The 25,534-nt window shown below is 60.1% G+C and carries 18 protein-coding genes and 3 tRNA genes; 14 read left to right on the top strand and 7 right to left on the bottom strand.

Annotated elements, in window-relative coordinates; all coding sequences use genetic code 11:
* Positions 1 to 33: 33 nt before the first annotated feature.
* From C1N56_RS04025 to mutH, 3 genes are all read right to left on the bottom strand, one after another.
* Entirely contained in the window at positions 34 to 252 is a 219-nt protein-coding gene (locus tag C1N56_RS04025; protein WP_021506698.1) for a YgdI/YgdR family lipoprotein, read from the bottom strand.
* A gap of 116 nt (positions 253 to 368) precedes the next feature.
* A complete protein-coding gene (locus C1N56_RS04030) occupies positions 369 to 1,079 on the bottom strand; it encodes a TerC family protein (protein WP_021506699.1) in 711 nt (236 codons plus the stop codon).
* Between the two features lie 97 nt (positions 1,080 to 1,176).
* Positions 1,177 to 1,863 (bottom strand): DNA mismatch repair endonuclease MutH, encoded by a 687-nt coding sequence (gene mutH / locus C1N56_RS04035; protein ID WP_058757065.1) that lies wholly within the window; start codon positions 1,861 to 1,863, stop codon positions 1,177 to 1,179.
* A gap of 684 nt (positions 1,864 to 2,547) precedes the next feature.
* Between mutH and rppH the strand changes: the two genes are divergently transcribed.
* From rppH to recD, 12 genes are all read left to right on the top strand, one after another.
* On the top strand, positions 2,548 to 3,078 hold the full coding sequence (rppH, locus tag C1N56_RS04040) for an RNA pyrophosphohydrolase (RefSeq protein WP_031279497.1): 531 nt from the start codon (positions 2,548 to 2,550) through the stop codon (positions 3,076 to 3,078).
* Between the two features lie 12 nt (positions 3,079 to 3,090).
* Positions 3,091 to 5,337, top strand: coding sequence for a phosphoenolpyruvate--protein phosphotransferase (ptsP, locus tag C1N56_RS04045; RefSeq protein ID WP_058757064.1), 2,247 nt, complete (start codon positions 3,091 to 3,093; stop codon positions 5,335 to 5,337).
* A gap of 112 nt (positions 5,338 to 5,449) precedes the next feature.
* Positions 5,450 to 6,331, top strand: coding sequence for a prolipoprotein diacylglyceryl transferase (lgt, locus tag C1N56_RS04050; protein WP_021506703.1), 882 nt, complete (start codon positions 5,450 to 5,452; stop codon positions 6,329 to 6,331).
* A complete protein-coding gene (gene thyA / locus C1N56_RS04055) occupies positions 6,328 to 7,122 on the top strand; it encodes a thymidylate synthase (RefSeq protein WP_021506704.1) in 795 nt (264 codons plus the stop codon). The genes lgt and thyA overlap by 4 nt, the downstream gene beginning before the upstream one ends.
* Before the next feature lie 204 nt (positions 7,123 to 7,326).
* The gene (locus tag C1N56_RS04060; RefSeq protein WP_394517152.1) at positions 7,327 to 7,797 is read left to right on the top strand and encodes a prepilin-type N-terminal cleavage/methylation domain-containing protein; all 471 of its coding nucleotides are present in this window, start codon (positions 7,327 to 7,329) and stop codon (positions 7,795 to 7,797) included.
* Positions 7,788 to 8,327, top strand: coding sequence for a prepilin peptidase-dependent protein (locus C1N56_RS04065; RefSeq protein ID WP_031279500.1), 540 nt, complete (start codon positions 7,788 to 7,790; stop codon positions 8,325 to 8,327). The genes C1N56_RS04060 and C1N56_RS04065 overlap by 10 nt, the downstream gene beginning before the upstream one ends.
* Positions 8,324 to 8,752, top strand: a complete 429-nt coding sequence (locus C1N56_RS04070) for a DUF2509 family protein (protein ID WP_215800708.1) — start codon at positions 8,324 to 8,326, stop codon at positions 8,750 to 8,752. The genes C1N56_RS04065 and C1N56_RS04070 overlap by 4 nt, the downstream gene beginning before the upstream one ends.
* A 1-nt stretch (position 8,753) precedes the next feature.
* The gene (locus C1N56_RS04075) at positions 8,754 to 9,044 is read left to right on the top strand and encodes a prepilin-type N-terminal cleavage/methylation domain-containing protein (protein WP_230857086.1); all 291 of its coding nucleotides are present in this window, start codon (positions 8,754 to 8,756) and stop codon (positions 9,042 to 9,044) included.
* Between the two features lie 61 nt (positions 9,045 to 9,105).
* Positions 9,106 to 12,486 carry an exodeoxyribonuclease V subunit gamma gene (gene recC / locus C1N56_RS04080; RefSeq protein WP_394517153.1) on the top strand — a complete coding sequence of 1,127 codons (3,381 nt, stop codon included), beginning with the start codon at positions 9,106 to 9,108 and terminating at the stop codon, positions 12,484 to 12,486.
* Between the two features lie 107 nt (positions 12,487 to 12,593).
* A complete protein-coding gene (ptrA, locus tag C1N56_RS04085) occupies positions 12,594 to 15,491 on the top strand; it encodes a pitrilysin (RefSeq protein ID WP_394517154.1) in 2,898 nt (965 codons plus the stop codon).
* The gene (recB, locus tag C1N56_RS04090; RefSeq protein ID WP_394517155.1) at positions 15,488 to 19,027 is read left to right on the top strand and encodes an exodeoxyribonuclease V subunit beta; all 3,540 of its coding nucleotides are present in this window, start codon (positions 15,488 to 15,490) and stop codon (positions 19,025 to 19,027) included. The genes ptrA and recB overlap by 4 nt, the downstream gene beginning before the upstream one ends.
* Entirely contained in the window at positions 19,024 to 20,871 is a 1,848-nt protein-coding gene (recD, locus tag C1N56_RS04095; protein WP_394517156.1) for an exodeoxyribonuclease V subunit alpha, read from the top strand. The genes recB and recD overlap by 4 nt, the downstream gene beginning before the upstream one ends.
* Before the next feature lie 52 nt (positions 20,872 to 20,923).
* Here recD and argA read toward each other — a convergent pair whose 3' ends face one another.
* Positions 20,924 to 22,252, bottom strand: a complete 1,329-nt coding sequence (gene argA / locus C1N56_RS04100) for an amino-acid N-acetyltransferase (protein WP_021506712.1) — start codon at positions 22,250 to 22,252, stop codon at positions 20,924 to 20,926.
* A 232-nt stretch (positions 22,253 to 22,484) separates the two neighbouring features.
* Here argA and amiC point away from each other — a divergent pair, with 232 nt between their 5' ends.
* Positions 22,485 to 23,720 (top strand): N-acetylmuramoyl-L-alanine amidase AmiC, encoded by a 1,236-nt coding sequence (amiC, locus tag C1N56_RS04105; RefSeq protein WP_031279511.1) that lies wholly within the window; start codon positions 22,485 to 22,487, stop codon positions 23,718 to 23,720.
* A gap of 89 nt (positions 23,721 to 23,809) precedes the next feature.
* On the opposite strand, the gene C1N56_RS04110 is transcribed toward amiC, so the two are convergent.
* The 3 genes from C1N56_RS04110 to C1N56_RS04120 all read right to left on the bottom strand — a co-directional run bounded on the left by C1N56_RS04110 (position 23,810) and on the right by C1N56_RS04120 (position 24,144).
* Positions 23,810 to 23,886: transfer RNA gene (locus C1N56_RS04110), tRNA-Met, on the bottom strand.
* 52 nt (positions 23,887 to 23,938) lie between these two features.
* Positions 23,939 to 24,015: transfer RNA gene (locus tag C1N56_RS04115), tRNA-Met, on the bottom strand.
* A 52-nt stretch (positions 24,016 to 24,067) separates the two neighbouring features.
* Positions 24,068 to 24,144 (bottom strand) — tRNA-Met (locus C1N56_RS04120).
* Positions 24,145 to 24,351: 207 nt separating this feature from the next.
* On the opposite strand from C1N56_RS04120, the gene mltA reads away from it, so the two are divergent.
* The gene (gene mltA, locus C1N56_RS04125; RefSeq protein ID WP_021507388.1) at positions 24,352 to 25,500 is read left to right on the top strand and encodes a murein transglycosylase A; all 1,149 of its coding nucleotides are present in this window, start codon (positions 24,352 to 24,354) and stop codon (positions 25,498 to 25,500) included.
* Positions 25,501 to 25,534 lie beyond the last annotated feature (34 nt).

Genomic DNA, 25,534 nt, shown 5'->3' on the forward strand with positions numbered 1-25,534 from the left:
GGGAAAACGCGTACAGGCGAGGCAATTTGGCACTTAACGCTCAATGATGGTGGAAACCTCGTCACCATTAATTTGCATAACATGGCCCTGTTCGTCGGTGTACTGCACCAGACCGGTTTCTTTATCAATCGACGGCTTACCTTCGGTCATAATCATGCGGCCATCTTTGGTGGCCATAACGTAATCACTGCTGCAACCGCTTAATGCCAGCGCCGCCAACAGCAGGCCCACTGCACTTACCAACCCTTTCATTCTCAGCTCCCTCAAGCCACTTCAACAGCAAAAGTGTAGTAATAAATGCTTTTGCCAGCTGGAGTAATCGCATCATTCCTAAAATAACAGGGCGAGATGCGCTCGCCCTTGACAGGTTACGCTTTGTTTTTCCTGCTGCGCATCAGGTTCAGACACTCTACCGCCATGGAGAAGAACATCGCAAAATAAATGTAACCTTTTGGTACATGCATACCAAAACTCTCGAGGATCAGGGTAAAGCCGACCAGAATCAGAAACGCCAGCGCCAGCATTTTGACCGACGGATGCCGCTCAACAAACTCGCCAATCGCGCGCGCGGCCACCATCATCATCAGCACTGCGATGACCACCGCCGCCATCATAATGAACAGGTGATCGGACAGACCGACGGCGGTAATCACCGAATCCAGGCTGAAAATGATGTCGAGCAGCATGATCTGCACGATGGCGCCGAAGAAAGAGTGCACATTGGTTTTGTGCTCCTCTTCGCCGCCTTCGATGGTTTCATGGATCTCCATGCTCGACTTCCACAGCAGGAACAGGCCGCCGAACAGCAGAATCAGATCGCGCGCGGAAAAGGCGTGGTCCATGATGGAAAACAACGGCTGCGTCAGTCTCACCACCCAGGCGATGGAGGCCAGCAGCCCGAGGCGCATCAACATCGCCCCCATCAGACCCAGCCGGCGCGCCCGGTTTTGCTGGTGCTGCGGCAGTTTTGCGACCACCAGAGACAGGAAAATAATGTTATCGATACCCAGCACCACTTCCAGAATGGTTAATGTTCCCAGCGCCAGCCAGGCGTTGGGATCAGCAATCCAGTCAAACATGAATCCTTCATTCCTAAACGAAAAGTAAACGGGAATTATACACGGCGCAGGCGGCGCTGCCTAAAGTGATCCTGCAAGGGCGAGGTTGTACCGGGCATTACAGCAGAAAATGCCGCGCCAGCAGCGGTCCGGTAAAGCTCTTCTTGAGATAAAAACCGCGCGGTAGCGTCATGATCGGCTCGCCGTGTTCGCCGATGGCTTCGGTCAGCGCTTTGCTGTTGGCCGCTTTCGGCCGGATTTGCAGCCACGCGCCGTGGCGGGCGGTGATGCGCTCCACCTGGCCGAGCACGATCATGTCCATCAGCTCTTCCCAGTCCTCACGTAACTGCTGCTCTTCCTGCGCATTCGGCTGCCACAGCAGCGGCGAACCCACACGGCGCTCGGCCAGTGGAATGGCGCGATCGCCCTCCACCGGGATCCACAGCACCCGCGCCAGCTTGTGGCGCACGTGGCTGGTTTGCCAGGTAACGCCGCTGTTGCCGGTGAGCGGTGCCACGCAGACAAAGGTGGTTTCCAGCGGCTTACCCAGCGCGTCGACCGGAATGGTTTTGAGTTCAATACCCAGATGCGCAAAATCCTGCTCGGCTTTACTGCCGGCACTGGCGCCAAGCAGCAGCTCCAGCAGCATGCCAACCCAGCCTTTGTCACGGCGTAAATCGGCAGGCATCGGCAGGCCAAGCTGCGCGGCCAGCGCGGCAAAGCTCTGACCAGCCAGCTGTTGGGCACGCTGGAGCAGTTCGGCTTCGTTACGGGGCGCAGCAGGCAAGGCGGCAGGGCAATTCATGATAAAACTCGCATTGGTCAAAATATGGTCAGTAAAGGTCAGCGCGTGTTGTCCACACCGTGCCGGACAATGTAAACGTGATAATAGCATGATTCAGCATGCTTTTTTAGCGCGATTGACCTGGCGCTCACCAGGGTAAGAGGCGGTTATCCCGGTTTGTTATCGACAATGAACAGGATCTTAAACCCAGTTATCCACAGAAAAGTGGGATAACCCCACGTTTTGCCCACCCCTGTTTCCATTTACAGCCTTGACTTTGCCGAACTGCGCGCTTTTTTTCCATTCTCTGCCCAGGTTTAGGACATTCTCTGTGGATAAAATCAACGGTGATGGATCTTTGAGCAGCGGTAATCGCGTGGGGAAGAATAACCGGCTTTCACGCTGTGTATCTGAACGGGTTAATTAGCTATCGCTATGATAAATTGGGGTTTTAGTGCTATCCTCCCCGGCGTGCATGAGAATTTTCCGAAGCGGTTATTCAACTCATTCCCGTGTTCTGCACAAAGCTATCCACAGAAAAGGTGAATAAGATCGCCGTTAAATGCCCCTGTCTGTTTATAACATGGCTATTATCTGTGAGTTATCCCATTGTTATCCGGTCAGCGGCGCGGATATCCAGTGGTTTACCGCCTGTAAGGAGTATGAAACAATCAGGCTATTCAAATTTAGCTTTGAGGTAGTCCAGTGATCGATGATGATGGCTACCGCCCGAATGTTGGTATCGTAATCTGTAACAGGCAAGGACAAGTGTTATGGGCCAGGCGCTTTGGACAGCACTCCTGGCAGTTTCCTCAGGGAGGCATCAATCCGGGTGAAACCGCTGAACAGGCGATGTATCGCGAACTGTTCGAAGAAGTGGGTTTACACCGCAAAGATGTTCGAATACTTGCTTCAACCCGTAACTGGTTACGTTACAAGTTGCCAAAACGTTTGGTGCGTTGGGACACAAAGCCGGTGTGTATCGGCCAGAAACAAAAGTGGTTTCTTCTGCAGTTGATGTGTAGTGACGCGGATATCAATGTGCAACACAGCAGCACGCCGGAGTTCGATGGCTGGCGCTGGGTCAGCTTCTGGTATCCGGTACGTCAGGTTGTCTCTTTCAAGCGCGATGTGTATCGCCGCGTCATGAAGGAATTCGCTGGCGTGGTGATGTCTATGCAGGAGAGTGCGGGGCAGCGCAATAACAACGCCGCCCATCGACGTAAAAGAGGATAGGCCACGCCCTTTATGCTCACTCAGTTGCGCGAAATTGTAGAAAAAGTGGCGAGTGCACCGCGTCTGAATGAAGCACTCGACATTCTGGTCAACGAAATATGCCTGGCGATGGAGACCGAGGTCTGCTCGGTTTACCTCGCCGATCACGATCGGCGTTGCTACTACCTGATGGCGACGCGCGGCCTGAAAAAGCCGCGCGGCCGCACGGTTACGCTGGCGTTCGACGAAGGTATCGTCGGGCTGGTGGGCCGCCTGGCCGAACCGATCAACCTCGCCGATGCGCAAAGTCATCCCAGCTTCAAATACATTCCCTCCGTCAAAGAAGAGCGCTACCGCTCATTTCTGGGTGTGCCAATCATCAGCCGGCGTCAGCTGCTCGGCGTGCTGGTGGTGCAACAGCGAGAGCATCGTCAGTTCGACGAAAGCGAAGAGTCATTTCTGGTTACGCTGGCCACGCAGATGGCCGCGCTGCTGTCGCAGTCGCAGCTTGGCCAGCTGTTCGGTCAGTTCCGCCAGACGCGCGTCAAAGCGATTGCCGCCGCGCCGGGCGTCGCCGTCGCACCTGGCTGGGTTGATGAAACACAGCCGCTGCTCGACCAGGTATCCGCCGCCTCTACGCTCGATCCACAGCGTGAACGCGAGCGCCTGATTGTCGCCATGGGCGAGGCCGGCAACGAGTTTCGTCGCTTCAGCAAGCGTTTCGCGGCCAGCGTGCAGAAAGAGAGCGCGGCGATCTTCGATCTCTACTCGCACCTGCTCACCGATGCGCGACTGAAAAAAGATCTGTTTGCCGAGATCGAGCGCGGATCGGTAGCCGAGTGGGCGGTCAAAACGGTGATCGAGAAGTTTGCCGCACAGTTTGCCAGCCTGCAGGATCACTATTTACGCGAGCGCGCCGGAGATTTGCGCGTGCTCGGCCAGCGCCTGCTGTTCCACCTTGACGACACGCTGGTGGGCACCAATGCCTGGCCGGAACGTTTTGTGCTGGTGGCCGATGAACTCACCGCCACCACGCTGGCGGAGCTGCCGCAGGAGCGGCTGGCGGGCGTCGTGGTGCGCGATGGCGCAGCCAACTCGCACGCGGCGATCCTCACGCGCGCCATGGGTATTCCGACCGTGATGGGCGCGGATATCCTGCCGTCGCAGCTCAACAAGCGGCTGCTGATCGTGGACGGCTATCGCGGCGAAGTGCTGATCGATCCAGAGCCGGTGCTGGTGCAGGAGTATCAGCGGCTGATCAGCGAAGAGAACGCGCTGAGCAAAATGGCCGAAGACGTGGTGGAGCAGCCCGGCGAGCTGAAAAGCGGCGAGCGCGTGCAGGTAATGCTCAACGCCGGTCTCAGCCCGGAACACGAACAGGCGCTCGACAACTGGGTTGACGGCATCGGCCTGTATCGCACCGAAATTCCGTTCATGCTGCAAAGCGGCTTCCCGTCGGAAGAGGAGCAGGTGGCGCAATATCAGGGCATGCTGCAACTGTTTTACGACAAACCGGTGACGCTGCGCACGCTGGATGTCGGCGCTGACAAACAGCTGCCTTACATGCCGATCAGTGAAGAGAACCCCTGTCTCGGCTGGCGTGGCATTCGTCTGACGCTCGACCAGCCGGAGATCTTCCTGGTGCAGGTGCGCGCCATGCTGCGCGCCAACGTTGCCTCGGGCAACCTGAGCATTCTGCTGCCGATGATCAGTCATATTGACGAGATCGAAGAGGCGCGGCGCCTGATCGATCGCGCCGGTCGCGAAGTGGAAGAGATGCTCGGTTATGCCATTCCGAAACCGCGCATTGGTGTGATGATTGAAGTGCCGTCGATGCTGTTTCTGATCCCGCATCTGGCGCAACGCGTGGACTTTATCTCCGTCGGCACCAACGATCTTACCCAGTATCTGCTGGCGGTCGATCGCAACAATACCCGCGTCGCCAACCTTTACGATTCGCTGCATCCGGCGATGCTGCGGGCGTTGCAAACCATCGCCAGTGAAGCCCGCCAGGCCAAACTGGAGCTGTGCCTGTGTGGTGAAATGGCGGGCGATCCGATGTGCGTCGCGCTGCTGGTGGGTCTGGGTTATCACCATCTCAGCATGAACGGCAAGAACATTCCGCGCGTCAAATACCTGCTGCGCCACCTCGATTATGAAGAGGCGCAGAAACTGAGCCAGCAGGGCGTGATGGCGCACACCGCAACGGAAGTGCGCCATCTGGTGTCGGCCTTCATGGAGCGGCGCGGCCTGGGCGGACTGATTCGCGGCGGACGTTAACTGTTTACATTTCTGCGGAAATTGTGAAAAGCGGCTGTGCTATGATGCGCAGCCTTTTATTGTATGGCCCTTTAGCCACGCCCTTTTGCGGGCAGAAAAAACATGGTGAAAGATGACTAACGGCTACATTTCATTTCCCCAATTCGATCCGGTGATCTTCTCCATCGGACCGGTTTCGCTGCACTGGTACGGCCTGATGTATCTGGTAGGCTTTGTGTTTGCTATGTGGCTGGCGGTGCGCCGCGCCAACAAACCCGGCAGCGGCTGGAAGAAAGAAGAAGTTGAAAACCTGCTGTACGCGGGCTTCCTCGGCGTGTTCCTCGGCGGCCGCATCGGCTACGTGCTGTTCTATAACCTGCCGCTATTCCTCGACAACCCACTCTATCTGTTCAAAGTGTGGGACGGGGGCATGTCATTCCACGGTGGTCTGATTGGGGTGATCGTGGTGATGCTGATCTTCGCCCGCCGTACCAAACGCACCTTCTTCCAGGTCTCTGATTTCATTGCGCCGCTGATCCCGTTTGGTCTCGGTGCTGGCCGTCTCGGCAACTTCATCAACGGCGAACTGTGGGGCCGCGTGGCGCCTGACTTTAAATTCGCCATGCTGTTCCCGGGTTCGCGCAGCGAAGACCTCGCTTTGGCGGCCAACAACCCGCAATATCAGGAACTGCTGAACACGTACGGCGTGCTGCCGCGCCATCCGTCACAGCTGTATGAGCTGTGCCTGGAAGGCATCGTGCTGTTTATCATTCTCAACCTGTTTATTCGCAAGCCGCGCCCGATGGGCAGCGTCTCCGGCCTGTTCCTGATTGGCTACGGCGCATTCCGCATTATCGTGGAGTTTTTCCGCCAGCCGGATGCCCAGCTTGGCCTGTTCGAAGGCGGTATCAGTATGGGCCAGATTCTGTCGATCCCGATGATTCTGGCCGGAGTGATTATGATGGTCTGGGCGTATCGTCGTCGCCCGCAGCAACAAACGCGTGAGGTAAAATGAAACAGTATCTGGATTTGATGCAACATGTGCTGAATGAAGGCGCAGAAAAGGCCGACCGTACCGGTACCGGCACGCTCTCCATCTTTGGCCACCAGATGCGTTTCAATTTGCAGGACGGTTTTCCGCTGGTCACCACCAAGAAGGTGCATCTACGCTCGATCATTCATGAGCTGCTGTGGTTCCTCAAAGGCGACACCAACATCGGCTACCTGAAAGAGAACAAGGTCACCATCTGGGACGAATGGGCGGATGAAAACGGCGATCTGGGACCGGTCTACGGCAAGCAGTGGCGCAGCTGGGGCAAAGCTTCCGGCGAAGAGATCGATCAAATCAGCAAGGTGATTGAGCAGCTGAAACGCGATCCAGATTCGCGCCGCATTATCGTTTCGGCATGGAACGTCGGTGAGCTGGATCAGATGGCGCTGGCGCCGTGCCACGCGTTTTTCCAGTTCTACGTGGCGAATGGCAAGCTGTCGTGCCAGCTGTACCAGCGTTCGTGCGATATCTTCCTTGGCCTGCCGTTCAATATCGCCAGCTATGCGCTGCTGGTGCATATGGTGGCACAGCAGTGCGATCTTGAGGTGGGCGATTTCGTCTGGACCGGCGGCGATACGCACCTGTACAGCAACCATCTCGAACAGGCGCGACTGCAGCTGACGCGTGAACCGCGACCGCTGCCGAAACTGGTGATTAAGCGTAAGCCCGCGTCGATTTTTGATTACCAGTTCGATGATTTTGAGATCGAAGGCTACGATCCGCATCCGGCGATCAAAGCGCCGGTCGCCGTGTAATCTGCCGCTCTCCAGCATCAGGCCCTGCCATCGCGCAGGGCTTTTTTTTTGCCTGGCCTCCGTCCGCTTCTGCGGGGATTTTCTGAATCCGACGCGCAAAAAAAAGGGTGTTGTCTGCACCGGGCATAACTTTCCTGCGGCACGCTTTCCATCTTCTCTGTTTGCCGCTGTTGCTTTTCGTCCGGCAGGCGCAGAGTGCCGGTTATGAACAGAACCCAAAACGCCGGCTTTACGCTGCCGGAACTGCTGCTGGTTATGGTGATTGCCGGCATCCTCAGCATCGCAGCCTTACAGGGCTGGCAGCGCTGGCAACAGTATCAGCAACTGCGTGACAGCGTACTGCAACTGCAGAGCTTTTTGCTGCGGCTGCGTGCGCACGCCAGCTGGCACAACCGCGACCTCAGCCTGTGGCTGCAGCCGGGCGAAAACGGCTGCCTCGGCACCGGGACGCAGCCCGCAGAAGGGTGTCAGCTGCCGTCGCGCTGGCTGTTCCGGCCGCCTTATCGCGAAGTGCGCATCACCGCACTGGTCGGCGAGCCGGGCTTTTACGGCCGACGCGATGTGGCCCGGCCCGGCAGTATCGAACTGGAGAGCGCAGCTGGCCGCTGGCGCGTCATCCTCTCCGCCCGGGCGCGCATCCGGGTCTGCCAGCCGGGAGAGAAGGGATGCGAATAGCGCAGGGGGGCTTCAGTCTGCTGGAGATGCTGATCGCCATGGCGATTGGCGCGGTGCTGATGGTCAGCGTCGGCCGCTTTCTGCCGCTGCTGCTGGAACAGAACCTGCGCCTGCAGCAGCGGGTCCAGCTGCAACAGGAGCTGCAGCAGGTTGCCGGCTCGCTGGCCAAAGCGCTGCGCCGTGCCGGTTACTGTCACGGTCAGTGCAGCGGTGCGGCGCTCACGCTGGTGAGCGGCGGCAGCTGTGTACTGCTGCGCTGGGACGAAAACAGTAACGGACGCTGGGAAGGTGTTGGTCACAGTGAAAGCGATTATTACGGCTATCGTCTGCGCAACGGACAGCTTGAGATGCAGCGCGGCGTGGAAGAGTGCAACAGCAACGGCTGGGAGCGCATCACCGATCCGGCATTCCTCACCCTCAGCACCTTCCGGGTTGAGCGCCAGGGCTCGCGGCTGCTGTTGCAGCTGGCCGCCACGGCGGGCCGCCAGCAGGCAGAGCTGGCGATAATAGCGGAGGGGCTGAATCTGTGAAGCAGCGTGGCAACAGCACGCTTGGCATGGTGGTGATGTTACTGCTGATGGGCGGGCTCACGCTGCACGCCGCGCGCACGCAGCTGGCGCAGGGCATGGCGTTGGTCGCCGACGAGCAGCAGCATCAGCAGGATTTCTGGCAGGCGCAGGCAGCGTTAACGTGGGGCCGGCAGCAAAACTGGCCGCAGGCCGCGGGCTGGCAGTGTCAGACCGCTCAGGCCGACGCGTGGCAAAGCTGTCTGCTGCGGCAGGAGGAGAATCATGGCTTATTATCGGCGCGCGGCACCGGACGCGCGCTCGTGCTCTATCAGTGGGTATCGCTGCGCAACGGTCAGCTGCAACCACAGCCGCATGGCTGGCTCGACTACTGCCCGCTGGCAAAGGCGGAGCAGTGTCAGCTGCCAGAGACGACAGCAGGGTTTTAGCCTGGCGGAAACGCTGGTCGCCATGCTGCTGCTGGCGATGACCATCAGCACGCTGCTGCAGTATCATCGCGCACTGGCGCTGGGATTTAGCCAGCAGTGGCAGCAGCGCCAGGCGTGGCAGGTAGCCGGGCAGGCGCTGCTCGGGCGTGATACTGCCGGCTGGCACATTGTGCACCAGCCGCAGAGTTTACCTGGCGGCTGCGTGCTGGATCGCGTTACCGTCACCGGACCCCATCAGCGCACGGCGTCACTGGCGCGGCTCAATTGCCGCGAAGGTGATGCCGGCGGGTAGGCAGGCCAGACGATTAAGGGTAGAGTGACCGGGCTGCGCTTTCCCTTCTTTAAGGAGTTTTATGTTCCGGGTTTACCACTCCAATCGGTTAGATTTATTGAAAGACTTAGCGGTAGAGCTGATAAAACTCCAGCCGCTGGCCGATCCGCTCGCGGCTGAGCAGGTGCTGGTACAGAGCCCGGGCATGGCGCAGTGGCTGCAGATGGAGCTGGCTAACCGCTTCAACATTGCCGCCAACATTGATTTTCCGCTGCCCGCCAGCTTTATCTGGAGCATGTTCGTTAAAGTGCTGCCGGATATCCCGGAAGAGAGTGCTTTTACCAAAGCCAGCATGAGCTGGAAGCTGATGCACCGGCTGCCGGTGCTGCTGGAGCAGGAGGCGTTTCAGCCGCTGCGCAGCTATCTGCATGACGACGACGATCAGCGCAAACTTTATCAGCTCAGCGCACGCGTGGCGGATCTGTTTGACCAGTATCTGGTCTACCGCTCCGACTGGCTGAACCGCTGGGAGCGCGGCGAAAAGGTGGACGGGCTGAGTGATGCTCAGCAGTGGCAGGCGGCGCTGTGGCGCGATCTGGTCGAATTCACGCGCAGCCTCGGTCAGCCGATGTGGCACCGTGCCAACCTCTATGCACGGTTTATTCAGGCGCTGGAGCAGGCGTCAACGCCGCCGCCGGGGCTGCCGCAGCGCGTCTTCATCTGCGGTATCTCTGCGCTACCGCCGGTTTATCTGCAGGCGCTGGAAGCGCTGGGCCGCCACATTGATATTCACCTGCTGTTTACCAATCCCTGTCGTCACTACTGGGGCGACATTCAGGATTACGCCTTCCTCGCGAAGCTGCAGAGCCGTCAGCGGCTGCGCCTGCATTCGCAGGAGACGCAGCCGCTGTTCCGCGACCCGGATGCCGCGCCAGCGCTGTTTAACGAACTGGGCGAGCAGCAGCTGACCAATCCACTGCTGGCCTCGTGGGGCAAGCTGGGCCGCGACAACCTGTTTCTGCTGAGCCAGATGGAGTCAGCCGCCAACGACATCGATGCGTTTGTGGAGATGTCACCGGACAATCTGCTGCACTGCCTGCAGGCCGATCTGCTCAATCTTGACGATCGCGCGGTGATTGGGCTCAGCGCTGGCGAGCTGGCCGACAGCATGGACAAGCGCTGGCTCGATCCGCACGATCGTTCCATCACGCTGCAGGTGTGTCACAGCGCCCAGCGTGAGGTGGAAGTGCTGCAGGATCACCTGCTGGCGCTGATGGAAGCCGATCCGGAGCTGAAGCCGCGCGATATCATCGTCATGGTGGCAGACATCGACAGCTACGCGCCTTTTATTCAGGCGGCTTTTGCCAGTGCGCCGCCTGAGCGCTATCTGCCGTTCGCCATTTCTGACCGGCGCGCCAGTCAGGCGCATCCGGCCATCCTCGCGCTGCTCAGCCTGCTGGCACTGCCGGACAGTCGCTTTGCCTCAGAAGAGGTGCTGGCGCTGCTGGAGGTGCCGGCGCTGGCACAGCGTTTCTCCGTCGAGGAGAGCGGCCTGCGCCTGCTGCGCCGCTGGGTGATGGAATCCGGCATCCGCTGGGGACTGGATGACGCCAGCGTGGAAGCGCTGGCGCTGCCGGTCACCGGCCAGCACACCTGGCGCTTCGGCCTGCAGCGTATGCTGCTGGGCTACGCGCTGGAAAGCCGCAACGGTGACTGGCAGGGCATTCTGCCGTATGACGAATCCAGCGGCCTGATCGCCGAGCTGGCGGGCCATCTGGCCGAGCTGCTGGCGCGGCTCGACAGCTGGCGCACGCGCCTTGCGCAGACGCGCACCCTGGCCGAATGGCTGCCGCTGTGCCGCGAGCTGATCGACAGCTTCTTCAGCGGCGATGCTGACAGCGAGGCGGCGCTGCTGCTGGTCGAAACGCAGTGGCAGGAGATCATTGAACAGGGGATGCAGGCCGCGTATCAGCAGCCGATTCCGGTCACGCTGCTGCGCGATGAGCTGCGTGCGCGCCTGGATCAGCAGCGCATCAGCCAGCGCTTCCTGGCCGGGCCGATCAACTTCTGTACGCTGATGCCGATGCGCTCCATCCCGTTTAAAGTGGTGTGCCTGCTGGGCATGAACGACGGCGTGTATCCGCGCACCCTGGCGCCGTTGGGTTTTGACCTGATGCAGCAGCAGACGCGGAAAGGCGATCGCAGCCGGCGTGATGATGACCGCTATCTGTTCCTTGAAGCGCTGATCTCGGCGCAGCAGCAGCTGTACATCAGTTACATTGGCCGGGCGATTCAGGACAACACCGAGCGCTATCCCTCGGTGCTGGTGACTGAACTGGTGGATTATCTGGCGCAAAGCTTCTGTCTGCCGGGCGATGAAGCCAGTGAGCCGGACGTCAGTGAGCAGCGGGTGCGGGCACATTTGCAACGCCTGCACAGCCGCATGCCGTTTGCAGCGGAAAATTTTCAGCCGGGAAGCCACGTGCAGAGCTTTGCCGCAGAGTGGTTGCCGGCGGCCACCGGCAGCGGCGTGGCGCAGCCCGGGTTTGTTCAGCCGCTGCCGGTTCAGCCGCTGACCACGCTGTCGCTGGAGCAGCTGCTGCGCTTCTGGCGTCATCCGGTGCGGGCGTGGTTCCAGCAGCGCCTCGGCGTGGCTTTCTGGATGGAGGAGAGCGAGCTGCCGGACAGCGAACCGTTCGCACCGGACAGCCTGGAGCGCTATCAGATCAACGCTGAACTGCTCAATACACTGGTCAACGGTGACGATCCGGCCCAGCTGTATGCGCACCATCGCGCCGCCGGTAATCTGCCTTACGGCGCCTTCGGGGAACTTTTCTGGCAAAGCCAGACCGAAGAGATGCAGGAAGTGGCGGCGGAAGTGAGCGCGCAGCGGCTGCCGGCGGAGAGCTGGGAAGTCAACCTGACGCTGGGCGCAACGCAGTTGACCGGCTGGCTGACTCAGGTGCAAGCTGATGGGCTGCTACGCTGGCGGCCGGGCGTGCTCAACATCAACGATGGCCTGCTGCTGTGGCTGGAACATCTGGTGTATTGTGCGCTGGGCGGCAACGGCACCAGCCGCATGTACGGTCGCAAACAGAGCCGCTGGCGCTTCGCGGCGGTGGCACCCACCCAGGCGCAGGCACAGCTGGCTGAATATGTAGCCGCCTGTGAGGCGGGTCTGGCGCAGCCGCTGCTGCTGCTGAATAAATCCGGCGGCGCCTGGCTGGACGCCAGCTTTGACAGCAAATCCGGCCAGCTTCAGGAAGATGACGCCACGCAGAAAAAGGCGCTCAACAAGCTGTTGCAGGCGTGGCAGGGTGGCTACCAGGTTGAAGGCGAGGGCAGCGATCCCTATCTGCAGCGCCTGTGCCGCACGCTGGACGAGCCGACGCAGCAGCAGATCATCGCTGCGGCGCGTCAGTGGTATTTGCCGGTGCGCCTCGCGCATCAGGATGATGAATAGCAACGGAAGTGCGGCCTGTACCTTGGCAGCCACCGTCTTATAAGAAAGTGTTTGAGTATCCCGACCGGCGCAACGCCGGCGGATAAGGGTAACGTTAAGGGGTTGAAATGCGGATTTACGCACGCTGGATAGGAGCGCTGCTGCTGAGCATGCTGGCGCTGAATGCCTTTGCCGACGACGGGCGCGGCTGGCAGCCGATTGATGAAACCATCCGCAAGAGCGATCACGATCCGCGCAGTTATCAGGCCATTACCCTGAGCAACGGCATGACGGTGCTGCTGGTGTCGGATGCTGCCGCGCCGAAATCTCTGGCAGCGCTGACGTTACCGATCGGTTCTCTGGACGATCCCGACAGTCAGCTGGGCCTGGCACACTATCTGGAACACATGGTGCTGATGGGGTCAAAAAATTATCCGCAGCCGGATAACCTGGCGGAGTTTCTCAAGAAGCATGGTGGCAGCCACAATGCCAGCACAGCCTCGTACCGCACCGCGTTTTACCTGGAAGTTGAAAACGATGCGCTGCAACCGGCGGTGGATCGTCTGGCGGATGCGATTGCGCAACCCCTGCTCGACCCGACCAACGCGGACCGCGAGCGGCATGCGGTTAACGCTGAGCTGACGATGGCACGCTCGCGCGATGGGCTGCGTATGGCGCAGGTTGGCGCGGAAACCCTCAACCCGGCGCACCCCGGCTCGCGCTATTCGGGCGGTAACCTTGATACCCTGAGTGACAAACCCGACAGCAACCTGCATCAGGCGCTGCTCGATTTCTATCACCGCCACTATTCGGCGAATCTGATGAAAGCGGTGATTTACAGTAACAAACCGCTGCCGGAGATGGCGACGATCGCTGCACAGACCTTTGGCCGCGTGGCCAATCATCAGGCCAGCGTGCCGGATATTACCGTGCCGGTGGTCACCGATGCGCAGAAAGGCATCATCATTCATTACGTGCCAGCGCAGCCGCGCAAGCAGCTGAAAATTGAGTTTCGCATCGCCAACGACAGCGACCAGTTCCGCAGCAAAACCGACACCTTAATCAGCTATCTGCTGGGCAACCGCAGTAAAAATACCCTGAACGACTGGTTGCAGCAGCAGGGACTGGCGGATGGCGTCAATGCCGGCGCGGATCCGATGACCGAGCGCAACAGCGGCGTGTTTGCCATCTCGGTTTCGCTGACCGACAAAGGTCTGGCGCAGCGCGATCGCGTGGTGGCTGCAGTATTCAGCTACCTTGATATGCTGCGCAAACAAGGCATCGACAAGCGCTATTTCGATGAAGTTGCGCACGTGCTGGCGCTGGATTTCCGCTATCCATCAATTACCCGCGATATGGATTACATAGAGTGGCTGGTGGATACCATGCTGCGCGTGCCGGTGACGCACACGCTGGATGCGCCTTATCTGGCCGACCGCTATGATGCGGCCGCGATCAACGCCCGTCTGGCTGAGATGACGCCGCAGAACGCCCGCATCTGGTACATCAGTCCCGCTGAGCCGCACAACAAACAGGCTTACTTTGTGAATGCGCCTTATCAGGTGGATAAAATCAGCGCCACGCAGTTCAGCGACTGGCAGCAGCAGGCGCAGCAGATTCCGCTGTCACTGCCGACCCTGAATCCCTACATTCCGTCGGATTTCGCCCTCATCCCCTCTGACGGTAAGCACTACGATCATCCGGTGGCGCTGACCAATGGTGACAGCATGCGCATCTACTGGATGCCGAGCCAGTTCTACGCCAGCGAGCCGAAGGCCGCTATTACGCTCGCGCTGCGTAACAAATCCGCGATCAGCGATGCGCGCCAGCAGGTGTTGTTTGGTCTCAACGACTACCTCTCCAGCCTGGCGCTGGATGAGCTGAATTCGCAGGCTTCGGTGGGCGGCATCAGCTTCTCTACCGGTGAGGACGACGGGCTGGTGTTCAATGCCAGCGGCTTCACCCAGCGCCTGCCGGAGCTGCTGAAAAAGCTGGTTGAAGGCTACGCCAGCTTCCAGCCGGATGCGCAGCAGCTGGAGCAGGCGAAATCCTGGTATCTGGATCGGCTGGAAGCGGCGGAAAAGGGCAAAGCGTTTGAACAGGCGATTCAGCCGATGCAAATGCTGTCCCAGCTGCCTTATACCCAGCGTGAGGCGCGACGCCAGCTGGTGAAACAGATCACGCTGCAGGAGGTGATGGATTACCGCGATGCGCTGATCCAGCACGCCACGCCGGAAATGATGGTGGTCGGCAACCTGTCGGCCGATCGCGTCAGGCAGCTGGGCGAAGAGCTTAAACAGCAGCTGCACAGCGCGGGGCATGGTTACTGGCACAGCGATTATGTGGTGGTGGATAAGCCGATCAAAGCCAACCTGCAGAAAACCGGCAGCAGCACCGACTCGGCGCTGGCGACGCTGTATGTGCCGCTCGGCTACAGCGAGTATCAAAGTATGGCTAACAGCACCATGCTGAGCCAGATTGTGCAGCCGTGGTTCTACAATCAGCTGCGCACCGAGGAGCAGCTGGGCTATGCGGTGTTCGCTTATCAGATGCCGATTGGTCGCCAGTGGGGCATTGGCTTCCTGCTGCAAAGCAACAGTAAACCGCCCGCTTATCTGCTGCAGCGTTTCCAGGCGTTCTATCCGCAGGCGGAACAGCGTCTGCGCAGCATGAAAGCGGAGGATTTCGCCCAGTATCAGCAGGCACTGATCAACGATCTGAAACAGCGTCCGCAAACGCTGGATGAAGAGGCCAACCGCTACAGCCGTGATTTCAATCGCCAGAACTTCGCGTTTGATACGCGCGAAAAAGCCATTGCGCAAATTCAGCAGCTGACACCGGCCAGCCTGGCTGACTTTTTCCATCAGGCCGTGCTGGCGCAGCAGGGCATGGCGATGATCTCGCAGATTGGCGGCAGTCACGATGGCACCCACGATGCGGATTACGCGCCGCTGCCGGGCTTTACCACCTGGGATGAAGTCGCCCGCCTGCAGCAGTCGCTCTCCGTGAAGAGTGATGCGCCATGAGTCAGCGCCCTGAATCGCTCAATCCCCTGACGCTGCCGCTACAGGGTGAGCGTCTGATTGAGGCCTCCGCCGGCACCGGTAAGACCTTTACCATTGGTCTGCTCTACCTGCGTTTGCTGCTGGGACTTGGCGGACCGAATGCCTATGCGCGCCCGCTGTCGGTGGAAGAGATTCTGGTGGTGACCTTTACCGAAGCCGCCACCGCCGAACTGCGCGGCCGTATCCGGGAGAATATTCATGAGCTGCGGCTGGCCTGTCTGCGCGGCATCAGCGCAAATCCGATGCTGATGCAGCTGCTGGCCGACATTGCCCAGCCCGCTGAGGCGGCTGCGCTGCTGCTGGCAGCGGAACGTCAGATGGATGAGGCGGCGATTTTCACCATTCACGGCTTCTGCCAGCGCATGCTCAATCTCAATGCGTTTGAGTCCGGCATGCTGTTTGAGCAGCAGCTGATTGAAGATGAACAGCTGCTGTTGCGTCAGGCGACGGCGGATTTCTGGCGGCGCCACTGCTATCCGCTGACGCTGGATATTGCGCGCGTCATCGTTGCGGAATGGAGCGGGCCGGAGCAGCTGTTGTCGACGCTGCGCCCGTGGCTGCAGGGCGAGTCGCCCAGCCTGCGCCTGGCGCCGCACGACAGTGAAACCCTGACATCGCGCCACAGCAGCAACCTGGCGCGCATTGCCGAAATGAAAGCGCAGTGGCGGGCGCTGGGCGAAGAGGTGCTGACGCTGGTCGGGCAGTCTGATGTCGATAAGCGCAGCTACAGCAGCAAAAACCTGCCGCTGTGGGTCAGCAAAATCAGCGCCTGGGCGCAGAGCGAGACCGCGGATTACCAGATTCCCGCCGAGCTGGCGCGTTTCGGTCAGCAGGTGCTCAATGAAAAAACCAAAAAGGGCGCGCCACCGCAGCACCCGTTGTTTTCCGCCATTGATACATTCCTGGCGCAGCCGCTGTCGCTGCGCGATTTGGTGATTGCACGCGCGCTGGTGGAGGTGCGTCACGCGGTGCGTAAAGAGAAACGCCTGCAGGCGCTGCTGGGGTTTGACGATCTGCTGAGCCGGCTGGACGAGGCGCTGCAACAGCCCGGCGGCGAGCAGCTGGCGCAGGCGATTCGCCAGCGCTTTCCGGTGGCGCTGATTGACGAATTCCAGGATACCGACCCGCTGCAGTACCGTATATTCCGCACGCTCTATTTACAGCAGCCGCAGCATGCGCTGCTGCTGATTGGTGACCCGAAACAGGCTATCTACGCCTTCCGCGGTGCGGACATCTTTACCTATATTCGCGCGCGCAGTGAAGTTCACGCGCACTACACGCTGGATACCAACTGGCGCTCGTCACCGGCGATGGTGGAGAGCGTCAATCAGCTGTTTATGCGCCAGCCCGCCCCGTTTCTGTTTGCGGACATCCCGTTTCTGCCGGTCAATGCCGCGCCGCCCAATCAGCGTTTGTCGCTGAGTATCGACGGCGAGGAACAGGCCGCGCTGCGCTTCTGGCTACAGCCGGGCGCAGGCTGCAGCGTCAGCGAATACCAGCAGCTGATGGCGCAGCAGTGCGCCGCTGATATCAGCCGCTGGCTGCAGGCGGGTCAGCAACAGCGCGCGCTGCTGGGCAAAACGCCCGACCAGCGGCCGGTGCAGGCCTCGGACATCACGGTACTGGTACGCAGCCGGAACGAAGCCAATCTGATTCGCGCCGCGCTCAATCAGCTCGGCATCCCTTCGGTGTATCTCTCCAACCGCGACAGCGTGTATACCACGCCCGAGGCGCGAGAACTGCTGTGGCTGCTGCAGGCGATCCTCGCGCCCGAGCAGGAGCGGATGCTGCGCACCGCGCTGGCCACGTCGCTGTTTGCCTTTGATGCCGCGCAGCTGGACGCGCTGGATCAGGATGCGCGCGGCTGGGATGCGCTGGTGGATACCTTTGCCCGCTGGCAGCAATTGTGGCACCAGCGTGGCGTACTGCCGATGCTGCGTCAGCTGATGCTGGAGCGCCAGCTGGCAGAAAACCTGCTGGCCTCAGAGAATGGCGAGCGTCGCCTGACCGATCTGCTGCACCTCGGCGAACTGCTGCAGGAGGCGGCGGCCCAGCTCGACAGTCCGCACGCGCTGGTGCGTTATCTGGCGCAGCAGATCGCCCGACCGGACAGCCAGTCGGCCAGCCAGCAGCTGCGGCTGGAGAGCGACCGCCACCTGGTGCAGATTGTCACCATCCATAAATCCAAGGGGTTACAGTATCCGCTGGTGTGGCTGCCGTTTGCCGCCGGTTTCCGCGAGGCCGATATCGCGCTCTATCACGACCGCGAGCATTACAACGCGGTGCTGGATTTGCAGAATGATGAGCAAAGTCTGGCGCTGGCAGAGCAGGAGCGGCTGGCAGAGGATTTACGCCTGCTGTACGTGGCGCTGACGCGTTCGGTGTATCACTGCAGCGTCGGCGTGGCACCGCTGTTTCGCGGCACGCGCAAGAAAGAGGGCGAGAGCGATTTACATAAAAGCGCGCTGGGTTTCCTGCTGCAGCGCGGCGAGCCGGCCACCGCAGAACAGCTGGCGAGTTTACTGCACGACATCAGCGTGACCGGAACCGAAGTGGTGCTGGCGCAGCCGCAGGGCCATGAACGCTGGCAGGCGCTGGACGAGGTTGACGATGCGCTGGATGCGCGCAGCGTCACGCGCGCGCTGGCCGATCCGTGGCGTGTCACCAGCTACTCCGGGCTGCAGCAGCACGGCAGTCACCGTCTGCTGGATGTAATGCCGGGCTTCGATGCGGAAGCGGTCGGGGAAGATCGCGTGGCGGAAGTGCTGGAAGCCGCGCTGACGCCGCACCATTTCCCGCGTGGCGCTGCGCCCGGGACTTTCCTGCATACGCTGTTTGAATCGCTCGACTTCACCCAGCCGCCTTCAGCGCCGCAGCTGGAACAGCAGTTGCAGCAGAGCGGCTATCCGCTGCACTGGCAGCCGATGCTGAGCGAGTGGATTACCCGCGTGGTGAACACGCCGCTCAACACTCAAGGGATCCGGCTGAGCGACATCACACCGGGCAATCGCCTGATCGAGATGGAGTTCTATCTGCCGATTGATGGACTGCTGACGGCACCGGCGCTGGACGCGTTGATGCGGCAGGATCCGCTGTCGCGTCAGGCGCCGCCGCTCGACTTCCGTCAGGTGCAGGGCATGCTGAAAGGCTTCATCGACCTGGTATTTCGCTGGCAGGGCAAATACTATCTGCTGGATTACAAATCTAACTGGCTGGGCGAGAGCCATCAGGCATACACACCGCAGGCGATGGCGCAGGCGATGATCGACCACCGTTACGATTTGCAGTATCAGCTGTATACGCTGGCGCTGCATCGCTATTTGCAGCACCGCCTGACGGATTACGATTATGAACAGCATTTTGGCGGCGTATTCTATCTGTTTTTACGCGGCATGGATGGCAGCTCGCCGGATAACGGGGTGTTCCATACCCGACCGACGTCAGATTTCGTTTCACAACTGGATAGCCTGTTTCGCGGGCCGGGAGCAGCAGCATGAGTAGCATGAGTACGCTATTGGCACAGGCGGCAGAACTGCGCCTGCTGCGGGCGCTGGATATTCAGTTTGCCCGGCTGCTGGCCGACGACGATCGGCCCGCACATCTGCTGGCGGCTGCCTGTCTCAGCGCGGAAGCCGGTGACGGTCACGTCTGCCTGCCGCTGTCGCAGCTTACCCGCGAAGGGCTGTTCAGCGGTCGTCATCCGGAGCTGGCGCACGCCATCTGGCAGGCCGCCGGCGAGCCGCAGGACTGGCCGACACTGCTGGCGGACTGGCAGGCGCTCAGCGCCAGCGATCGCCCGGCACCGGTGGTGCTGCGTGATAACCGGCTCTATCTGCACCGGCTCTGGCATCACGAAGGGGAAGTGGCGCGCTTCTTCCAGCCACAGGCGGCTCCGCAGCTGTTTGCGCCCGAACAGGTGCGCAGCGTGCTGGATACCTTTTTCGGCAGTCAGCCTGAGGACTGGCAGAAAATTGCGGCGGCGGTGGCGCTGACGCAAAAAACCGCGGTGATCTCCGGCGGGCCTGGCACCGGCAAAACCACCACGGTGGCGAAGCTGCTGGCGGCGCTGATTCGCCTCAGTGAGGGAACGCTGCGCATTCAGCTGGCCGCCCCTACCGGTAAGGCGGCGGCGCGGCTCACCGAGTCGCTGGGTAAGGCGCTGCGCAGTCTCGACGTCAGCGATGTTGAGCGCCAGCGTTTTCCGGCAGAAGCCACCACGCTGCACCGTTTACTCGGCGCTCAGCCGGAGACGCAGCGCCTGCGCTACCACGCCGGTAATCCGCTGCATCTCGACGTGCTGGTGGTCGATGAAGCCTCGATGGTCGATCTTGGCATGATGGCAAACCTGATCGCCGCGCTGCCCGCTCACGCGCGGGTGATTTTTCTCGGCGATCGCGACCAGCTGGCCTCGGTTGAAGCCGGTGCGGTACTCGGGGATATCTGCCGCTGTGCCGAGGCGGGCTACAGTCCGGTGCGCGCGCTGCAGCTCACCACGCTGACCGGCTGCGAGGTTGCCGGCACCGATGATGCGGTGGCCCCGGCGGTGCGTGATGCCATCTGCCTGCTGCGCAAAAGCTACCGTTTCGCGGCGCACTCCGGCATCGGTCAGCTGGCTGCGGCGGTCAACGCCGGCGAAGCGCAGGCGGTCGAGGCGGCCTTTCAGGCGGGCTTCAGCGATATCGTGCGCCAGCCGCTCAACGATGCCGAAGCGTATCAGGCGATGCTGACGCAGATTGCCGAAGGCTATCGGCCATTTCTCCAGCTGATTAACCAGCGTGCCGCACCGGCCGAGGTGATTGCTGCGTTTGGCCGTTATCAGCTGCTGTGCGCGCTGCGCGAAGGGCCATTTGGCGTGCAGGGGCTCAATCAGCGTATTGAGCATAAGCTGATGCAGCTGCAGCTGATTCGGCGTCCGGCAGGGGGCAGCCGCTGGTATCAGGGGCGTCCGGTGATGGTGACGCGTAACGACAGCGCGCTCGGTCTGTTCAATGGTGACATCGGCATTACGCTGTTCGATGAGGAAGGGCTGCTCAAGGTGTTTTTCCCGCTGCCCGATGGCAGCATCAAAGCGGTACAGCCAAGTCGCCTGCCGGCCCATGACACGGCATGGGCGATGACGGTGCACAAATCACAGGGTTCGGAGTTTGACCACACCGCGCTGGTGATGCCGGCTCAGTTCCTGCCGGTACTGACGCGCGAGCTGATTTACACCGCCATTACCCGGGCGCGCAGCCAGCTGACGCTGTTCAGTGATGAAGCGGTGTTCCGGCGCGCGGTGCAGCTGCGCACGCAGCGGCGCAGCGGGCTGCTGGATCGCTTAGGGGGAGAAGAGGGCAGATGATTGCGCCGCCGCGGGGACTTTCCCTCAGCGGCGCTTTGATGAGCAGTGGCGCTTAGCGTAAGTCTGCCATCAGCACTTTGGAACGACGCTGATAGTTGTACATCTGCTTTTTGCTTTCAGGCAGCGACTCAATATCCACCGGCGTGAAGCCGCGCTCCTGGAACCAGTGGATGCTGCGCGTGGTCAGCACGAACAGCTTCTTCAGCCCCATCTGCCGTGCCTGCAGCGCCACGCGCTCCAGCAGCAGCTCGCCGCGTGACGAGCTGCGATAGTCGGGGTGCACCGCCACGCAGGCCATCTCGCCGATTTGCTCGTCCGGGAACGGATAGAGCGCTGCGCAGGCGATGGTCATATTGTCGCGCTGAATAATGGTGAATTTGTCGATCTCCATCTCCAGCTGCTCGCGCGAACGGCGCACCAGAATGCCCTGCTGCTCCAGCGGACGAATCAGTTCAAGGATCCCACCGATGTCGTTGATGTTGGCGCGGCGAATCTGCTCGGCCGACTCCATGACAATCTGCGTACCGATACCGTCACGCGAGAACAGCTCCTGCAGCAGTGCGCCATCTTCCTGATAGCTGATCAGATGGCTGCGGCGCACGCCGCTGCGGCAGGCTTTGACCGCGCCACGCAGGAAACGCACGGTACCGGAGAGAAAATCACCGTCGCTCTCCATTTCATCAATACGCGTCTGCGCCTCGTTCGGGAACAGCTCGGAAATGATGGTGCCTTCGCGGTCGGTTACGCCCTGTTCGGAGCAGAAACCGATCATCTTCTCGGCTTTCAGCTTAATCGCCAGCTGCGTCGCCACCTCTTCCGAGGTCAGGTTAAAGCTTTCGCCGGTCACCGAGACCGCCACCGGCCCCAGCAGCACAATGGCATTGTTATCCAGCTGACGATGGATCGCCTCTTCGTCAATCCGGCGGATGCGGCCGCTGTGGCAGTAATCGACGCCGTCATCCACGCCCAGCGGCTGAGCGATGATGAAGTTACCGCTCACCACATTAATATGCGCGCCCTGCAGCGGCGTATTATTCAGGCTCATCGACAGACGCGCCGTAATATCGAGCTGTAAACGCCCGGCCGCCTGCTTCACCAGCTCCAGCGATTGGGCATCGGTCACGCGGGTGTGTTTGTGATAAATCGGTTCCAGCTGCTGCTGCGCGAGGCTGGCATCGATCTGCGGCCGCGCGCCATAAACCACCACCAGGCGAATGCCGAGACTATGCAACAGGCCGATATCGTTAACGATGCTGGAGAAGTTCTCATGCTCGATGGCCTCGCCACCCAGCATGATGACAAACGTCTTGTCACGGTGGGCATTAATATAGGGAACGGTATGGCGAAAACCCTGAACCAGTTCGGTACTGCGTTCCTTCACGGCAAACCCTCTGTGAATGGTTATTCGAAATTTATGTATTTTTATGCTCTTTCGACACTTTTTGCAAGCATCGGACCTGACGTTACTTTACGATTTTCCTGATGCAAGCCACGCTAACAGACTGCATTATCTGGTTTTTCCGGCAAGACAAGACATTCCTCATTGAATAAAGTTTTCGCCTTCTGCTCGTCAACTGACGATTTTTTAGACATAACACAGTAGCTGGAGCGGCATGTCCGAAGCTTTTACCCGAAGACGACTTTTACAGGGCGCAGGTGCGCTGTGGTTGCTGAGCGTGACGCGCAGCGGTTTTGCGGCCAGTCAGCACATTGTGGCCGTGCGCATCTGGCCATCCTCGACTTACTCGCGCGTGACGCTGGAATCCAACGTCGCGCTGCACTATAAGCAGTTCACGCTGAGCAATCCCGAACGGCTGGTGATCGATATCCAGAACCTGCATATCAACAGCGCGCTGAAAGGCATTGATAAGCTGGTGCGGGTGGACGATCCCTACATTAAAACCGCGCGCGTCGGTCAGTTCGATCCCACCACGGTGCGCGTGGTGCTGGAGCTGAAGCGCAGCGTGGCACCGAAAACCTTCACCCTCGATCCGGTCGCGGGTATTCGCCACCGGCTGGTGGTCGATCTCTATCCCAGCCAGTCGTCACAGGAAGAGGATCCGCTGCTGGCGTTACTGAAGGATTACAACCAGGGCGAACTGGAGCGCGATCAACCGGCGCAGGCGCCGCTACCGGGTAAAGCCGGGCGCGATCGACCGATTATTATCATGATCGATCCCGGTCACGGCGGAGAAGATCCCGGCGCGCACGGCAAGTACAAAACGCGCGAGAAAGATATCGTGCTGAAGATTGGACGCTATCTGAAAGCGCTGATCGACAAAGAACGTAATATGAAGGCTTACATGACGCGCAACGAAGATGTGTTTATACCGCTGCGCGTGCGGGTCGCGAAAGCGCGCAAGCAGCGCGCCGATCTGTTTGTCTCGATTCACGCCGATGCTTTTACCAGCCGGGCGGCGCGCGGCTCTTCGGTCTTCGCGCTCTCCACCAGCGGCGCAACCTCGGCCGCCGCGCGCTTTCTCGCCCAGACGCAGAACGAAGCGGATTTGATTGGCGGGGTCAGCATGAGCGGCGATCGCTATCTCGACCACACCATGTTCGATATGGTGCAGCGGCAGACCATCAGCGACAGTCTGAAGTTTGGCAAAGAAGTGCTGACGCGCATGGGCCACATTAACCACCTGCATAAACGCACGGTGGATCAGGCCGGCTTTGCGGTGCTGAAAGCGCCGGATATCCCGTCGATTCTGGTGGAAACGGCGTTTATCAGTAACGTCGAAGAGGAGCGGAAGCTGCGTACCCCGCGCTATCAGCATCAGGTGGCGGAAGCCATTCTGCACGGTATTAAGGCGTATTTTGACAAAGGCGGCGTGCTGGCACGGCGTTAGGGCTGGGCGGCAGCGATGCCGCTTTTTTACCGGGCGCAGAAACAAAAAAACACCCGTCAGGGTGTTGTGATGTTCTTCGTCAGAAGAAGTGGTTGCGGGGGCCGGATTCGAACCGACGACCTTCGGGTTATGAGCCCGACGAGCTACCAGGCTGCTCCACCCCGCGTCCGTCTGTCGCACTGAGCGACTTTGCAAATTGTATTCTTCGTTAAGACAATTGGTTGCGGGGGCCGGATTCGAACCGACGACCTTCGGGTTATGAGCCCGACGAGCTACCAGGCTGCTCCACCCCGCGTCCGTCTGTCGCGCTTAGCGACTTGCCACATTGTCTCTTCATCACGAAGAATTGGTTGCGGGGGCCGGATTTGAACCGACGACCTTCGGGTTATGAGCCCGACGAGCTACCAGGCTGCTCCACCCCGCGTCCGTGGATGCGCACTATACACCGGGCGTATGATGATGCAACCCCTTTTTTGCGTTCAAGCGCTAAATAGACAAACAGTTGCTGAATTATTTGGCCATTGGGCGATTTATTATACAGATGTGAGCGCGCTAGCCTGCGGCAGATTTCATTCTGTCTGCCCCTTTGCTATCGTCGCCGTGCAAACAACCAGCTTAAAAAGAGAAGGTAATGAAAGGACATTGGGCGAAGTATGCACTTACTGGCGCATTTCTGGCGCTGTTAGCCGGTTGTAGCTCTAAGCCGACCGATCGCGGTCAGCAATATATTGATGGCAAGCTGGAGCAACCGCTCGGGCTGGTGAATGAGCCGAACGCCAAAGGGCGTCCGGTCAATGGCCGTGATTTCGGCCTGCAGGTGCAGCAGATCCAGTCGGCGTCGTCCGGTCTGTATGGCCGCAACCTCGGCACTTACAGTGCGATTCAGAACTGGCTGCTCTCCGGCGCCGATACGCGTCAGCTGCGCCAGTTCGGCCTGAACGCCTATCAGATGGAAGGCACCGACAGCTACGGCAACGTACAGTTTACCGGTTACTACACGCCGGTGGTGGAAGCGCGTTATACCCGTCAGGGCGAATTCCAGTATCCAATTTATCGCATGCCGCCGCGTCCGCGCGGACAGAAGCTGCCAAGCCGCGCTTCTATCTATAGTGGCGCACTGGATGAGCGTTATGTGATTGCCTGGAGCAACTCGCTGATCGACAACTTTATGATGGATGTGCAGGGCAGCGGCTATGTCGATTTCGGCGATGGCCGTCCGCTGCGTTTCTTCGGTTACGGCGGCAAGAACGGCTGGGCTTACCACAGTATTGGTAAAGAGCTGATCGATCGCGGTGAAGTGAAGCGCGAAGACATGTCGATGCAGGCGATTCGGCAGTGGGCGCAGGAGCACTCGCCGCAGGAAGTGCGCAACGTACTGGAAACCAACCAGTCGTTCGTGTTCTTCAAGCCGGAAGAGTATGTGCCGGTGCGCGGTGCCAGCGCGGTACCGCTGATTGCCAAAGCCTCGGTGGCGTCCGATCGTTCACTGATTCCCGCCGGCACGGCGCTGCTGGCTGAAGTGCCGCAGCTGAATGAGAAGGGCAAATTCAACGGCAAATATGAGATGCGCCTGATGGTCGCGCTGGACGTGGGCGGCGCGATCAAAGGCCAGCACTTCGATATCTACCAGGGCGTCGGCCCGGATGCGGCGCATCTGGCGGGCTTCTACAACCATTATGGCCGCGTCTGGGTGCTGAAAGCCGCACCGGGAACCGGCCAGCCGCTGTTCAGCAATCCGCAAAACGGCAATAATGGTTCATTGATTATCGGCGCAAATTGATAGGCTGCGCACCCTGGGTTTGTCGGGTGCGCGT

This window comes from Pantoea sp. SGAir0175, from assembly GCF_043547855.1.

Bases quoted from the DNA above. Each gene is read 5' to 3' on its own strand.
- C1N56_RS04025 (WP_021506698.1), bottom strand. From the start codon at position 252: ATGAAAGGGTTGGTAAGTGCAGTGGGCCTGCTGTTGGCGGCGCTGGCA.
- C1N56_RS04030 (WP_021506699.1), bottom strand. From the start codon at position 1,079: ATGTTTGACTGGATTGCTGATCCCAACGCCTGGCTGGCGCTGGGAACA.
- mutH (WP_058757065.1), bottom strand. From the start codon at position 1,863: ATGAATTGCCCTGCCGCCTTGCCTGCTGCGCCCCGTAACGAAGCCGAA.
- ptsP (WP_058757064.1), top strand. From the start codon at position 3,091: ATGCTCACTCAGTTGCGCGAAATTGTAGAAAAAGTGGCGAGTGCACCG.
- lgt (WP_021506703.1), top strand. From the start codon at position 5,450: ATGACTAACGGCTACATTTCATTTCCCCAATTCGATCCGGTGATCTTC.
- thyA (WP_021506704.1), top strand. From the start codon at position 6,328: ATGAAACAGTATCTGGATTTGATGCAACATGTGCTGAATGAAGGCGCA.
- C1N56_RS04060 (WP_394517152.1), top strand. From the start codon at position 7,327: ATGAACAGAACCCAAAACGCCGGCTTTACGCTGCCGGAACTGCTGCTG.
- C1N56_RS04065 (WP_031279500.1), top strand. From the start codon at position 7,788: ATGCGAATAGCGCAGGGGGGCTTCAGTCTGCTGGAGATGCTGATCGCC.
- recC (WP_394517153.1), top strand. From the start codon at position 9,106: ATGTTCCGGGTTTACCACTCCAATCGGTTAGATTTATTGAAAGACTTA.
- ptrA (WP_394517154.1), top strand. From the start codon at position 12,594: ATGCGGATTTACGCACGCTGGATAGGAGCGCTGCTGCTGAGCATGCTG.
- recB (WP_394517155.1), top strand. From the start codon at position 15,488: ATGAGTCAGCGCCCTGAATCGCTCAATCCCCTGACGCTGCCGCTACAG.
- recD (WP_394517156.1), top strand. From the start codon at position 19,024: ATGAGTAGCATGAGTACGCTATTGGCACAGGCGGCAGAACTGCGCCTG.
- amiC (WP_031279511.1), top strand. From the start codon at position 22,485: ATGTCCGAAGCTTTTACCCGAAGACGACTTTTACAGGGCGCAGGTGCG.
- mltA (WP_021507388.1), top strand. From the start codon at position 24,352: ATGAAAGGACATTGGGCGAAGTATGCACTTACTGGCGCATTTCTGGCG.